The sequence below is a fragment of the Pedobacter psychrodurus genome, from assembly GCF_032678585.1.
Lineage (GTDB): Bacteria > Bacteroidota > Bacteroidia > Sphingobacteriales > Sphingobacteriaceae > Pedobacter > Pedobacter psychrodurus_A.
In genome coordinates this window covers 1-13,372 of record NZ_JAVTSN010000027.1, presented here as the reverse complement: position 1 = coordinate 13,372, position 13,372 = coordinate 1, and the positions used below count along the sequence as shown (strand labels likewise).

Sequence of the window (13,372 nt, the reverse complement as noted above, 5' to 3'; positions counted from 1 at the left end):
GACTACAGCACCTATGAAATATTGAATACCCGTTTTCAAAATGATAGATACATAGCAAATTTAGCAGAAATGGCCTTCGACTCCATCCGATAGCTATCGGATCAGGCTGACAATTTTAAATCTGCGATCTGTGTAATCTACAGGAAACCATTCTTGTGTTTTCTCCCGCGGATTAAGGAGATTTCCACAGAAATGAAAATCACCCTCATTCACGAACAGACAATTCATAAGTGCTCAGTGTTATTAATCTAATTCACTCTATTTATAATATACGCTCTATCTTTTGCATGATTTTAGTTTCCAGTTCTTTGTAAAATCCGTTATAAGAGTCGGCGATATTACCTTCCTTATCTATCAGATAAAAAGATGGGTACCCATCAAAGGGATAATTAATTTGCACACTTCGATCAGAAGTATAGCTAATGGTTTTTACATTTTGTTTTTGATCAAATTTAGCAATGACGTCCGTCTTATCTATCGGATACACATTAATGATAACCACATTTTTGTCTTTATACTTTTCGTTTAACCGGTTTAACATTTGTGCTGCGCCAACACAGTGCGGACAACCGATTAAGCTAAAATTAATTAATACAGTTTTTCCTTTTAACTCATCTATGTTAAGTTTTTTACCATCAGCATCGTTGGCAATAAGCGTTGGTGCGGCAACACCGTTTTCCAAAAACTGAACTGGTTTCCTTTTAGCGGGAGGTTTAAAATAATTGGGTATACTGGCTGTAGATAAATCAGAAAATTGCTTTTGATTAAGGGTATAATTGCTGTAGGTATGCGTTTCAACCAGTCCAAAAGCAGAACCATCGTCGGCTTCGCCAAGGAATTTATGGGTAATGTATACAGGTAGCCCGTTTTTTTTATCTACAATAAAGTTATAGATACTATAAGAACTAGCCTTATTTATAATGGTATCTGTTTGGGTGATGCGGATATTGTGATAGGGGATATTGTTAATCGTGGTATCGCCGAGTTGTTTCACTTTATTTGGGATACTTTTCGATAGTTTGGCCATTTGCTTTGCCCAATATAAAATTGTTCGGGTATTCTGCCCATTAACGCTTTCCTTCTCAACAATGTAAGTACTGTCTTTTAAATACAATACAACTAATTTATTGCCGTCGAAAGCGTAAGTTGCATCCTTTGCTTTTAGATAAAAATAACCTTCATCAGATTTTGACCTGCCCTTAATAATAACTTCAGATTTAATGGTATCGGCATAATAGTCATCCTGAAAGGAAAACTTAGTTTGAACTATATCGATATATCTTAAATTTTTAAGTGAAAGAATTTTCTGAGCCGATTTTTCTAACAGCTGGGCATTTGCAATCGGAGGCACAATTAAAAATAGTACACAGTATAAGGCAAATGATGCTTTAACAAATAACGAAAGGTTTAATTTCATGCTTTATAGATACTGGTTAATTTAGTTGCTACAAGATAAGGTTTTAGTTGGGATATGAAGTAGTAACCTTAATGCCCTCAGTAAGCGAATTGGAAAAGCGTATCGCTAGTTAAACCCTCCCAAAAGCTATCGGCCTTAGTTTCTAAACCTGACAGCAGCGGTTCCGATCCTTCATCGGAAGTAGCGAATGGCAGGACTACAGCCCCCGAAAAGCACAGAACCATTCGTTTCCAACCCCTTTTACAATAGGAGTGTAAAGATGGATCAATGCAAAATGGTCATAAAAAGGCCTTTATATTGTCACTTTTGCCCCTCATGGGGCTAAGTGCGTTCATCGTACCTTTATATCATTACTAAGAGCACAGGAAAAAATGAGAAAGATCAAAATAATGGAACACATCTCGCTTGATGGCGTGATGCAACACGAGAATAGCGCAGGTTTCGAACATGGCGGATGGACCAATGCTTACAGAAGTTTGGAAGGCTTAACGGCCGTACTCGAAGCACAGGGCACCACTATCGATCTGCTGATTGGCCGCCAAACATACGATAGCTGGACGCAATACTGGCCAAAAGCGGGCGATAACCCAATGGCGAATGCTCTAAACGCAGCAACCAAATATGTGGTTACCCACTGGCCAGAAAGCCTCGAATGGGGGCCTGCAAAAGATTTGGGTACAGATGTAATTGCGGGCATTCGCGACCTCAAATCAACAGATGGCCCCGACCTGATTGTATATGGAAGTTCGACAGTGATCGCGGTGTTACTCGAAGAAGGCTTGGTTGATGAAGTGATTTTAATGGTTTACCCGGTATTACTGGGCAGTGGCAAACGTTTCTATTCGAATACTGCCAATGCGCGCGAACTGGCTTTTGTAGACACGAAAACTACGCCAACTGGTGTGCTGATTAATACTTATCGGTACGTAGGAGCGCTTGGTTAGTCCGAAGTCTGGAGTCAGAAGTCCAGAGTCATAGAGTTAGTCTGGGGTTGGAGGTCCGAAGTTCGGGTGTAATTAGTCCGAAGCCGGAGTGGTTGAAAGATTAGGGTTAGACATAAGCTAAAAAACGCCCATACTCCGCAGCATGAGCGCTAGTTGTTTGATTATTGTCTTTATTGCTTCACGTCGGCAGGCGCATTGGTCGTCGAATCGGCTGTAGAATCGTTGTGTGTACTATCCATCTTACTGGTATCGGTGTATTGGTGCAAGCTGTCGGCATTTTTCTCATCTGCTTTATTTCCACTACATGCCGAGAAGGTTAAACCCAAGGCGGCAACTAAGATTATCATTTTCGTTTTCATATAAAATGGTATTGGTGTATTAATACAATCCTTTTTAAAAGGCAATTGTTTTGTAATTGTTAAAAGAGGGGAGTTGTGCATCATTGAGATTAGTCGGGAGTCAGAGGTCCGGGGTCGGAGGTCGGAAGTCTGGGCGTATAATAGCAAGCCGGTAAGTCATAGCGATGAGTCGGGAGTGCAGGGTCGGAGGTCGGAAGGCTGGGTGTATAATAGAGATCAAGAAAAAGATTGGTTTGGCCTGAGAAGGGTTTTGGAGCGCAAAGACGGTAATTCTTAGGCTAGCTTCGGTCCTGCTATCCGTTTCCCCCGAAGAAACCTGTGAAACAAGCAAGCACAAAATATAAATCAAAAACTAGTGCTTAAATCGGGGTTCACTTCCATCAGGGCTATTTAACAATCGTTCGTGCCTCGAAAACGCAAACGAGAATTGAAATGTCATTGTGATTAGTCGGGAGTTAGAGGTCGGATGTCGGAAGTCTGGGCGTATAATAGCAAACCGGTAAGTCATTGCGATTAGTCGGGAGTGCAGGGTCGGAGGTCGGACGTCTGGTAGCAAATCGGTAGGTGATTAGTTAAGAGTCGGAGGTCTAGGTGTATATAAGCACCAGGTGCATTATTGCGAAGGTGAAGGGAGGGGGATGAAGTGATGAGTGTGTGTAAATGTAAAATTGTCATCCTGAGGGATAATTTATTTTATAAGAATCAATATGAATGACAGGAGATATTAATGGAGAGAAATACCCTCATAGTATCGTCATCCGATAGCTATCGGATGACGACCTCTCTAATAGACTCTGTCAATGGTAGCCTATCGAAGGACAGTTTAAATATTTTATAAAGAATTTCGACGGCGCAATTTTTCCTCGGCCTATAAACAACAACCACAGATACCAGGACAGAACGCTAAGCCTTGCATTTAATGGAGTAGACTCTTAGCGGAGATATTGTTTCAAGTCTACTTTTATGCTTTTGTAGTTTGGTTCCGTTCCTTTAATATGTTTTTCTGTAAAATACCTAATGGTAAGCTTTTGGTCATCAATTGTGCATGTATCAAAAAGAAACTCTGGGAACATATAATTATTATTATTATTCATGCCTTTTTCGATATCTCCCTTTTTAATTTTGATCTTAAAAGATTTTTGAGTGTCGATATTATATAGGCTTAGCGAATAAAAATCAAATCTAGAAATACGGTCGTAATTACTATTACTAACAGAGACCAGGAATGGCATTCGACTATTATCAGAAACATAAATGGCCGACCCAAATTTTTTAATGAGTTTACCCGAAGATTTGCTGTACAGGTAATAATCGTCTGGGTCGCAGCAACCAGAAATAACCCTGTTTGTGTATAAGAATGTCGTACTAAATTCCTTGAAATCTGTATGGCCAAGCCGATTGGTTAATTGGACTAAACCATCACCTAATTTAAAGATTGTTTTTTTCTCTCCAGCGCTGTTTTCAAAAGTTAACCAGGAAGAGTCGCAGTTATAACTCCAATATAGTTTCGCGCCATTATCTAGAAGTTTTGGCTTACAGGAAATAATTTGGGCTAACAATGTATCCTTCGTGCAACTACAATTTTGACTCGGATTTTCCTGGGTTAAGTGAACTTTAGCAGGGCGTTTATTTGTACAACCTGCTAGCATAAAAAATAGTATTAAGATATTTAAACAGCTTTTCATAAGAGCAAACATGTAATGTGCTAAAAAGGCGATTTGTTAGTGAGATTCTAGAAACGTTACGTATGAACTGGTTTGTTCTATGATCCTTTGTGTTGAGTTCTCATGATCTGATCTACAATTTCTACCGCTCTCTTGTAGGTAATGCCATTATCCTGATCAAATGTTAAAGCGTGTTCCTCTTCAATTACTTTAATCTCAGGGATTATACCCACTTGTTGTTCGATGGCAATGGTTCTGATGTTCAAGGTATCGCCATAGGTTGGAACAATCGTTTGTAGCCAGCCAAAGTAGGGTTCATGATTAATTCTTTCTGGAAGCTCCCATAATTCCATCCTTTTATTGAAATTGTCAGCACTTATAGACGTCCATACATTGAATATTAAATTTTCACTATGGTCGGTTATAGGAATGGTAATACGGCCACGGTGAAAGAAATGTTCCTGATCTACCACACACCAACTTTCGTTGATATCGATCCGCTCCGCAACTTCATCCGGTGGAACAGAGAAATAATAATCAGGATAATCGGAACCAAAACATAGGGGCAATTGGTTATACACCTCACCGCAGCAAGAACAGGTATAACTGTGTTTCTTTTTGGCTTTGTTGAAAAACGAGAATAGTTTCAAAATGAGATTGATGGTTAATTTTGTTGCTCCAAGGTAGCTATTTTAACACAAATTATGAAAGTGTTTACACACTAGAGGTATGGATGGGAATGCTTTGGATGTGCAATTACCAGCCCATGTTTATAAGAGTGATTAATGTGTGGATTTATGATAAGCACAAGTCTGGCCTTTGCTAGAACCCTCGTTTAGACTTGCGCTAGATGAGGGTGTAAATGTAAAATTGTCATCCTGAGGGATAATTTATTTTATAAGAATCAATATGAATGGAGATAAATCCCCTCATAGTATCGTCATTGCGAGAAGGCTTTTTCAGCCGACGAAGCAATCTTTCTGGCAAGGATCACTAACATAAAAGATTGCTTCGTCGTTTCTCCTCGCATCCGATAGCTATCGGATGACGATCCCTCTACTGCAATCTGTCATTCTAAGTTTCTCCAAGAAATCTTAATTTGTAGTCAAAGAATAAATGTCTTTAACTTCTTGTCCCACTTCGGTAGGCTAGGCTAATAATAATTATGTATATGTTCATGAGACATATGCACTAACTTAAGCTAATCTGTTTACCCATCATTGTTGAGCAGCAAAAAGTATCCAGTTAAAAGGTTTCAGCAGTACCTTTTGCTTGCTATCATCTGCTGTACTCAAAACAGGCACCATACTGTTATAACCCTGTATAAATTCCCAGAGATTTAATATTTTTTCGTCGTCATTATGCATGAGCAGTATCGGCCAGATCACAAGTTTGTTGTTATATTTTCGATCAATGCTTATATTTCTTCGGTTAAACTCCTGTATAATCCTTGCCTTGAGCTGCTCCGTTGGACCGAGTATAGCCACAAGATGCGCATTGATGTTTTGGCTAAAAGTAAGGTTGGCGATTTTCGATAAACTATCGAAAGCTATCGCGATGCTAAAAGTGTAAGCATGATTTACTGGCGTGGCATAGATTGAGTCTTTATTAACCTGGCGCTCGATGATATTTATAATGGTGTTTTGTAAATCAGGAGTTGGTGCCTTGCGTTTGATTACGGGCACTTCATCAGCTGGCATTGGTCTGTTTTGTGCGTAAGCTGCCGAAGTCAGCGAGAGTATTAAAATGATGAGGGTTCTTTTCAAGATGTTAAAGTATGGTATATTATAATGCCGCAACCAAGAATGAGGTTAGCGCAATTAAATTTAAGTTTAACAAATGAGATCTACAAGAGGTGTTTAGCAGGATCATTAAATGGACCTTCACCAAAGACTACCGCTATGCTATCTTCTTTACCATATAAGACACATAAGGCCATTTAAGCTGATATGCCCTTATGTGTCTTATATGGTTCAGCCTAAAATAATTAACCGTAATGCTTTGTGGTACTATGGCTATCGGATCCGGCAAGCCTGAGCGGTGCGGAATGTCTAGTTAAATTATTGTCGACCGTTTTCACCGAACTATTTCTCCTTCAACTAAGTCCGATACGATATTCCCAATCACATAAACAAAAGTTTTCTCCCGCCATTTTTGTCCCCTCAACATGTTACGATGGTCGAAGCCTAAGATGTGCATATATTCATGTGCGTAATGCCCGGCCAGTTCGTTTAACTCATTTTGGGTTACCCAGGTTTGTAATTTATTCGGACAAACAGCGGTAACGCCGTCGCCAGTTCCATCTATGCCCAGTGTAGAACCTTCACAGTTGTTTTTCCAATTCGATTCATCGCCATCTACCCTTAAAGTTCTTGCACGTAAATCAACTACGCCGTCTTGTCCGCCCTCGCCTTGAACCTCGTGTGCTTTTATGATTCGATCATATAACTGCTGGTTGGTATAGCCTTTGGTTTTTATAAAAGTGGTATCCAATACTTTTCTTTTGAACTCGTCCGAATTCAAAACATGTTCTAAAGCAGCAGCCGCTTTTCGCGCGAATGCTTCGTTTTGGCCATAGCCTACTACCGAATGAAGCACCACTTTTACCTGACCATAAGAAAGCAAGGTAGTGAGTGAGATTAAGGTAGTTAAAAATACAGAGCGCATATTTTTGGGGTTAAACAATTAAATTTAATCTAAAAAAGGTGGTAATTCTGTCGGGATGCCTAAGTCGTTTAACTCTTTTCTGGCTATGTTCAATTCCGCAATGATTACTTCTTTAATGTATTCTTCCTGGTATCTGGCCTGAATATCGACGAAGGTATTGTTTCTTCTATGTCCGCCGGTTTGCCAGGTGATGGAGGTGGGAAAGTCTTTAGTGGGTTGCCATACCGGACCACCTTTCCAATCGCCATTGGTTGTTCTTTTTAAAGAATCTATAATCAGATAAAAGCCGGGTTGAACGGTTAATGTTCTCGAACTGCTGTTGCCGGGCTGGTTCCAATCTACCTTGTAATAATTACACATGGTTTTACGGTATTCCGCCCTTCTTGCGGCCATGAAGGCTGAAAAAGTTTTGACCACTGCTGCCTGAAGCTTTGCCGTTCTTTGTTCATAGGTGTTTCCTGCATTTGGATCGGTACTGTGCATGTAGTATTGATGCGCCGTACGCACCTGACTGGTTATTTTTCCTTTCATCACTTCATCGAAAGGCGTTACCGGGTTTTTACAGCTTCGGGGGATATCTTGTGCCTGGATTGAATTGAAACACGATAAGAAAACAAAAAGGGAGAGGATTAATTTTTTCATGATACGGATTGATTTGATACCGCAATTTAGGTACTCATCAAATCTTCCGCCATACCCGTTAGTGGGTATATTAAGGAGTGCTTTTGGTTAAAGGATTAAATCTTTTAAAGCTTAACCATATAAGGTATTTAAGTACCATATAAGTTTGGCGCTTAATCGTTATTTCGAGCAGAAGAAGAGGGATAGTGGAAGGGTTTGGGGCTATTTTTCGCGCAGATTTAATTGAAAAAGGCGCAGATTAACGCAGATTTTGAGATTTGCCCTAGCGAGGGAACTCCATCCTTATTGAGGAGAGCTTGTGTCGGTTCTTTTGGCAGGCAGGGGTGGTTATAAGGTAATATTTGCTTATTCTTCCCTCTTCGCAGTCTTGCCTCGGCTCACCGCCGCCGAAGAGGCTCTTACCTTTTTCTTGATAAAGGTAACCAAAAATCAAGGCTTGGAACTGATGTCGGATAAATTCGTCAAAGCTTTTTTGGTCGCCAGCACAAGCCCCCGATGAAAAATCGGGGAGGGCGTGCTGCCTCGGGGTAATGGTAGTTTGAAAGTGGGTGCTAAAGCTTTAACGTCCTGAGCGTAGTCGAAGGATCTCCTTCCATCACTTCCGATGCCCGATAGCAGGGAGCCTATTGCAGAGTGCAGATAGCAAGGAGCACATTATAGGGTGCAGGAAAAATTGGTAGCGCCTGGGCTAGTCACAATTGACCAGGTGCTATTTTTTTATTGTGGTATCATTTGGTGTTTTTAATATGTACTGATGTGGCTGAGCGATGAATACATTAATTTAATGGCAACTTTACCCGCATTTTAACTAACTGTTTGATGATATTGTTGAAATTATTCTGCAATGGTCGCATTTAAAATCATACTGATTGTTCAGTGGTGTTTTTAGGTTCCATTTCTGAGTACAACCTGGGCAAGGTCTTGTCAGTTGGTCGCCTTTATACTTCTTGTAATTATGTAAATAATAAAAAGTTGGAATTGAAGTCAGTTCTTCAATCTTCCTGCATATTTCACGCCCTTGTTTGGATAGCTGAGAGGTAATTTCTTGCATTTGCCTTAAAGCCCAATTTTCTCCAACCTCGCAGTTCATTTGTAAACTATCACAAGAAATGTAGTTGGTTTCCCAACTTAAAATTGGCATGTAACCATGGTCGTAATAAATTGGCAGTTTATAGAGCGGTACTAGTTTAAAGCAAGTACCACAGGTTAATGGAGAGTCGATTGAGATATAATTTGTAACAAGAATAAAAAAATCCGACTTCTTGCAGGTACACGGTTTCTTATAACTTTGGTAAGTTTTACCAACTGTTTTGTATACCAGTTTTGAATTGCAAAGCTCCTCTAATTTCTTCGATTGCCTGTTTACATAAAAGTTGTTGTTTTTTTTATGTAATGTGTTTTTTTCATAAGTAAAAGGCAAGCAAACTATTTTGTTGTGATCGATATACTGAGACTCAATTTTTCCTTGTGTTTGCCCGTTGCCACGATAAAAAGCCATGAGCAATCCAAACTCATCAATAAGTTCGTCCTTATTTATGTTGGTCTTGATGTCGATAGATAGTTTCTGAATGTACATGCTGCCTTTTTTTGTTGCTAATATGCTGACTAACTACCTTTAGATACCTCATTACAATCACTCATCCTTTCCTGTTAATCACACCCAAATTAATAAAAAAGAGCTATATCGCTATAGCTCTTTTTTGTTGGTTGTTCACAATTAAATTGTAGTTGGCGCAATGGGTTCCTCACCAGTTTCTGTTGCACGGCGGGTTTGCAACAGTGTATAGGTGCTGATGTTCTGGTTAAGCAGGTTTACGGTAGCGGCCCATGGCTCGGCACCATCGTTAATATCGAGGTTCGAGTTTATCCGGGTACGCAATTTGTAATACAGGTTGTTGGCAATATTGCGCAGTTCTTTCAGTTTCTCTATTGGTGCGGTAGCCAGTTCTTCGTTACGTTTTACATATGCCGCGTTAAAATCGTTATTGGCCGTTTCGAGTTCGGTTAACCAGCTGCCCAGGTTTAAAGCCTTTACCGCCGCCTGCAGTTCGGGTTTGTTTTTCCAATCGTTGGCAATATTGCGCAGGCTTGTGGTTTCGCTCTGGTAATTATCTTTTGCTATGCTTGTTCCAAATAGTGCCAGATGAGCCAATAGGATTTTGGCGTGTTTGTTTATTACAGCATCCGGACTATAAGTTAAACTTTGAATATGTAAATTAATGCCATTTATGGCATCGTCCCTACGTTTATCCAAAGCTTCTAATTCTTCGGTTACCAAACTGGCCTGACTGATTTTAAATAGCTTTTCAACATTATCGGTTGCGGCACGCAAGGCTTCGTACTGTGCACTAACCTTAAGCTTTTCGGGATTGTTTTTCGATACGATATTTAAGGTATCGGTCATGAACTGGATATACTCTCCATTTCTGAGCGGTTGTAATACTATACTGTTAATCATAGGTTTTAATTTTGTGGTTTTTACTGTTTTAGTAGATTTTACTTTGATTTACCCCTGCCCGCGGCAGGAAGGTTTCAAACTAACTTTGATTTGCCGCTGCCCACGGCAGGAGGGTTTCAAAGTAACTTTGATTTATCGCTGCCCACGGCAGGAAGGTTTCAAAGTAACTTTGCTTTGTCGCTGCCCATAGCAGGAAGGTTTCAAAGTAATTTGCCCCTTTTAACCAAAAAAGATGCTTTTCTGAGTGTTTTTGTACTGCTGCTGCAGCTTTAGCAGAACGCGGAGGTTCCCTAATCATGCCTGTTATTGCCATAACTGAATTAATTTATGGGTAATAAAACCCGTTAATAAAATGTGGGATGATTGGACTGGGCGTAATGAAAAACTGCTGCTCAGTAGTTGTAGGGATATAATGGTACTAAAATAATAAAAAGGTTAGTTAATGTCAAGGGGGGAGAGCGTTTGGCGTTGGGCGGGGTGGTCAGGAGTCGGAGGTTTGGGGTTGGAGGTTTGGATGTATAGTATATAGTGGCACGTCATTACGAACTGAGGGGTTGGGTAGGGTGCTAGAGTGAAGCCTGAATGGCAAGGCAGGCGTGGCTATTTAACCGCAAAGCGCACAAAGAAAAAAAGTGCAAAGTACCGCAAAGTGGGACTCTGCGGCATCAGCGGGAGAATCAGGCGGTGGGTTTATTTGAAAATTGAAATCTGGTTATTGGAATTTATCTATAAACCTATGGCGCATTTTAACCACAGAGATCACCGGGAAAAGGCACGAAGATCACAGAGTGTGACTCTGCGGAAATCTGCGGCGTCGGCGGGAATCCCGGGTGGTGGGTTTATTTGAAAATTGAAATCTGGTTATTGGAATTTATCTATAAACCTATGGCGCATTTTAACCACAGAGATCACCGGGAAAAGGCACGAAGATCACAGAGTGGGTATCAGAGAAAGCTTTACCAGCATTAAATTGAACCATGTAAGAAATATAAGGAACATATAAGTTTACAGTTGGCATTTTGCAGTTAACCAGTTTGTACAGTTAACCGGTTAACCCCTTTATCCAGTTACCAATTTAGAACTTACAGCTATTTTAAATATATTTGACTATGGAAACCTCTGAAAAAACAAAAAACATTCATCTCGGCCGTAAAATTAGCCGCATCCGCGAACTCCGCGGAATGAAGCAGGAAGCACTTGCGGCCGCCCTCGGCATTAGCCAGCAGGCCATTAGCAAGCTAGAGCAGAGCGAAGAAATTGAGGATACCACACTGGCAAAAGTAGCAATCGCTTTAGGGGTTACTGCCGAAGCGATTAAAAACTACTCTGATGAAACAGTTTTGAATATCATTTCCAATACGTTTACAAGTAATGACAATTCTACTATCAACGCAATAAACATTCAGCCAACTTTCAATCCCCTTGATAAGTTAATGGAAGCCTTAGAAGCAAATAAAGAACTTTATGAAAGATTATTGGCCAGTGAGCGGGAGAAGGTGGAGTTGTTGAAGAATAGATAGTTTTTAGCCGCTTTGCCTAAGGCGATCGTCATGCTGAACTTGTTTCAGCATCTATCAAGGGTATTTTATCAAAGCACAAGTCTGGCCGTTGCATGGGCTAAGGCGCGAAGACTTGCGCTAGAATGGGTTTAGGATGAATGCAAATCTCTAAGCACCTTTGGATTTAACCTTTGATAATTTGAACGAAGACTATGATTATGAAAAGCTCATAATCCGTATCCTAAAAATGATCTACCGTTTTTGAAGCGTATCCATGAATCTATTTTTGAACCCTTCATGTGAAAGTATTGAAGAAAACCCTTACTGTCGGATGCAATATATGTCGTCTTCTGAGTTTCATTATCAAGAACCATTGTTTTCAAGCTATCGGGGGCAGTGAGATAGTTTCTAACTTCAACGGATGAAATTTCCACTGTTTCAAGTTTGCCGCTTAATTCTTTTAAACTTTCAAGATAGGCCGCTTTCACTTCCTGATAACTACGGTCGTTTTTATTTGTTGTATCTTTTTTGGACAAAGTTGCTACATGATTTTTTATTATATCATCATAACTCCATTTACTTTTCTTCAGATCAGATAGAAATCCTTTGATGGTACGTGCTGGTGTTTGCGCCATAGTATTACCGTAGGCGAATAGAAATAGAATAAAAATTATTTTTTTCATAGTTTCTAACTTTTAAGTTAATCCTTTACTAGCGCAAGTCTTAGTGGGTAGGGCCTCGGGATGAATGACTTGTGCATTTAATTTTACCTATCCCAAACCTTTACTCATATTTAAACTCAAAAGGCTGGTGAAGGCGAAACCTTCCCGGTTGCCCATCTGTGGTGCCGGGTGTGTTTTTCGGCAGGAGTTTCAGGATCCTTACGATTTCATTTTTCATGGCTTCGGTGCCTGTACCTTTTACGGTGTATTTAGAAACACTGCCGTCTTTTTCTACAATCGTAGTCACCTCTAACTTGGTATAGAGTCTGTTTTTTTTAATCACATCCGAGGTTGCAAATTGATTGTTAGTGAACTGCGTATACTCGTCCTGACTTAGCGGTGATAGCGGGAACTTGTATTGGTGTCCTTCAGAAGGCATTCTATCATCGTAGATGGCGGTATCGGCCAGGGCATTTACTTTTGTGCTATCCTGGGCTTTGGCTTTTTGGCTGATGGTAATCAGCATTAAGAGTGAGAGGGTGAGTAAGATTTGTCTTTTCATTGAGATGGCGTTTTGATCAAATATAAACATTCAGGTGGTAATTTAAAATGACGATAAACTGCTTTTGAGTAAGGGCCTGGTTCAGGATGCTATTATTCTTTATCTTAGTTTAAAAAAATATACGCCTTATGGGATTCATGTCGATCGCAATTTTAACCATTCAAATTCTGGTAGTGGTTACCATTATCTATTTTGTATTAAGCAGATTGGATAATATCAGTAAATCAAATGTCCAGCGCAATGAGATTTTGAAGGGAATTTATGATGAGCTGAGGAGGAGCAATGGGGATAAAGAGTAGGTATAGTTTAATCGATAATTTTATCCCGCTCTATGCCGCGGGGTATCAAACTTTTGAGGCATCAAAAGTATGCAAAACCGAAGCTTTAGCAGAGTTCATTCATGCCAAATAAAACAACAAAAAAGCATGAATAAATGCTTTGTTATCCGATAGCTCCTATGTTTACAATGTTTAATTTAGTAAACATAAAGTGAAAAGA

General features: G+C 39.9%; 15 protein-coding genes. 3 read left to right on the top strand and 12 right to left on the bottom strand.

Annotation, left to right across the window (positions count from 1 at the left end):
• Positions 1–262: 262 nt before the first annotated feature.
• Entirely contained in the window at positions 263–1,417 is a 1,155-nt protein-coding gene (locus tag R2S57_RS17665) for a TlpA disulfide reductase family protein (RefSeq protein ID WP_316846277.1), read from the bottom strand.
• A 371-nt stretch (positions 1,418–1,788) separates the two neighbouring features.
• On the opposite strand from R2S57_RS17665, the gene R2S57_RS17660 reads away from it, so the two are divergent.
• The gene (locus R2S57_RS17660) at positions 1,789–2,361 is read left to right on the top strand and encodes a dihydrofolate reductase family protein (protein WP_316846276.1); all 573 of its coding nucleotides are present in this window, start codon (positions 1,789–1,791) and stop codon (positions 2,359–2,361) included.
• A gap of 170 nt (positions 2,362–2,531) precedes the next feature.
• Here R2S57_RS17660 and R2S57_RS17655 read toward each other — a convergent pair whose 3' ends face one another.
• From R2S57_RS17655 to R2S57_RS17615, 9 genes are all read right to left on the bottom strand, one after another.
• Entirely contained in the window at positions 2,532–2,720 is a 189-nt protein-coding gene (locus tag R2S57_RS17655) for a hypothetical protein (protein WP_316846275.1), read from the bottom strand.
• Between the two features lie 932 nt (positions 2,721–3,652).
• A complete protein-coding gene (locus R2S57_RS17650; RefSeq protein ID WP_316846274.1) occupies positions 3,653–4,405 on the bottom strand; it encodes a hypothetical protein in 753 nt (250 codons plus the stop codon).
• A 77-nt stretch (positions 4,406–4,482) separates the two neighbouring features.
• Positions 4,483–5,034, bottom strand: coding sequence for a DUF2199 domain-containing protein (locus tag R2S57_RS17645; RefSeq protein ID WP_316846273.1), 552 nt, complete (start codon positions 5,032–5,034; stop codon positions 4,483–4,485).
• 567 nt (positions 5,035–5,601) lie between these two features.
• Complete coding sequence (locus R2S57_RS17640; protein ID WP_316846272.1) at positions 5,602–6,150, bottom strand: hypothetical protein; 549 nt, start codon at positions 6,148–6,150, stop codon at positions 5,602–5,604.
• 310 nt (positions 6,151–6,460) lie between these two features.
• Positions 6,461–7,051 carry a hypothetical protein gene (locus R2S57_RS17635; RefSeq protein WP_316846271.1) on the bottom strand — a complete coding sequence of 197 codons (591 nt, stop codon included), beginning with the start codon at positions 7,049–7,051 and terminating at the stop codon, positions 6,461–6,463.
• 24 nt (positions 7,052–7,075) lie between these two features.
• Positions 7,076–7,693, bottom strand: a complete 618-nt coding sequence (locus tag R2S57_RS17630; RefSeq protein ID WP_316846270.1) for a hypothetical protein — start codon at positions 7,691–7,693, stop codon at positions 7,076–7,078.
• An 808-nt stretch (positions 7,694–8,501) separates the two neighbouring features.
• Positions 8,502–9,269, bottom strand: coding sequence for a DUF2310 family Zn-ribbon-containing protein (locus R2S57_RS17625; RefSeq protein WP_316846269.1), 768 nt, complete (start codon positions 9,267–9,269; stop codon positions 8,502–8,504).
• Between the two features lie 141 nt (positions 9,270–9,410).
• Entirely contained in the window at positions 9,411–10,151 is a 741-nt protein-coding gene (locus R2S57_RS17620) for a DUF6261 family protein (protein ID WP_316846268.1), read from the bottom strand.
• 79 nt (positions 10,152–10,230) lie between these two features.
• Entirely contained in the window at positions 10,231–10,464 is a 234-nt protein-coding gene (locus R2S57_RS17615; RefSeq protein WP_316846267.1) for a hypothetical protein, read from the bottom strand.
• Positions 10,465–11,260: 796 nt separating this feature from the next.
• Between R2S57_RS17615 and R2S57_RS17610 the strand changes: the two genes are divergently transcribed.
• Entirely contained in the window at positions 11,261–11,671 is a 411-nt protein-coding gene (locus R2S57_RS17610) for a helix-turn-helix transcriptional regulator (protein WP_316846266.1), read from the top strand.
• A gap of 206 nt (positions 11,672–11,877) precedes the next feature.
• On the opposite strand, the gene R2S57_RS17605 is transcribed toward R2S57_RS17610, so the two are convergent.
• Positions 11,878–12,333 (bottom strand): hypothetical protein, encoded by a 456-nt coding sequence (locus R2S57_RS17605; protein ID WP_316846265.1) that lies wholly within the window; start codon positions 12,331–12,333, stop codon positions 11,878–11,880.
• 100 nt (positions 12,334–12,433) lie between these two features.
• Complete coding sequence (locus tag R2S57_RS17600; protein ID WP_316846264.1) at positions 12,434–12,874, bottom strand: hypothetical protein; 441 nt, start codon at positions 12,872–12,874, stop codon at positions 12,434–12,436.
• A 128-nt stretch (positions 12,875–13,002) separates the two neighbouring features.
• Here R2S57_RS17600 and R2S57_RS17595 point away from each other — a divergent pair, with 128 nt between their 5' ends.
• Entirely contained in the window at positions 13,003–13,173 is a 171-nt protein-coding gene (locus R2S57_RS17595) for a hypothetical protein (protein ID WP_316846263.1), read from the top strand.
• Positions 13,174–13,372 lie beyond the last annotated feature (199 nt).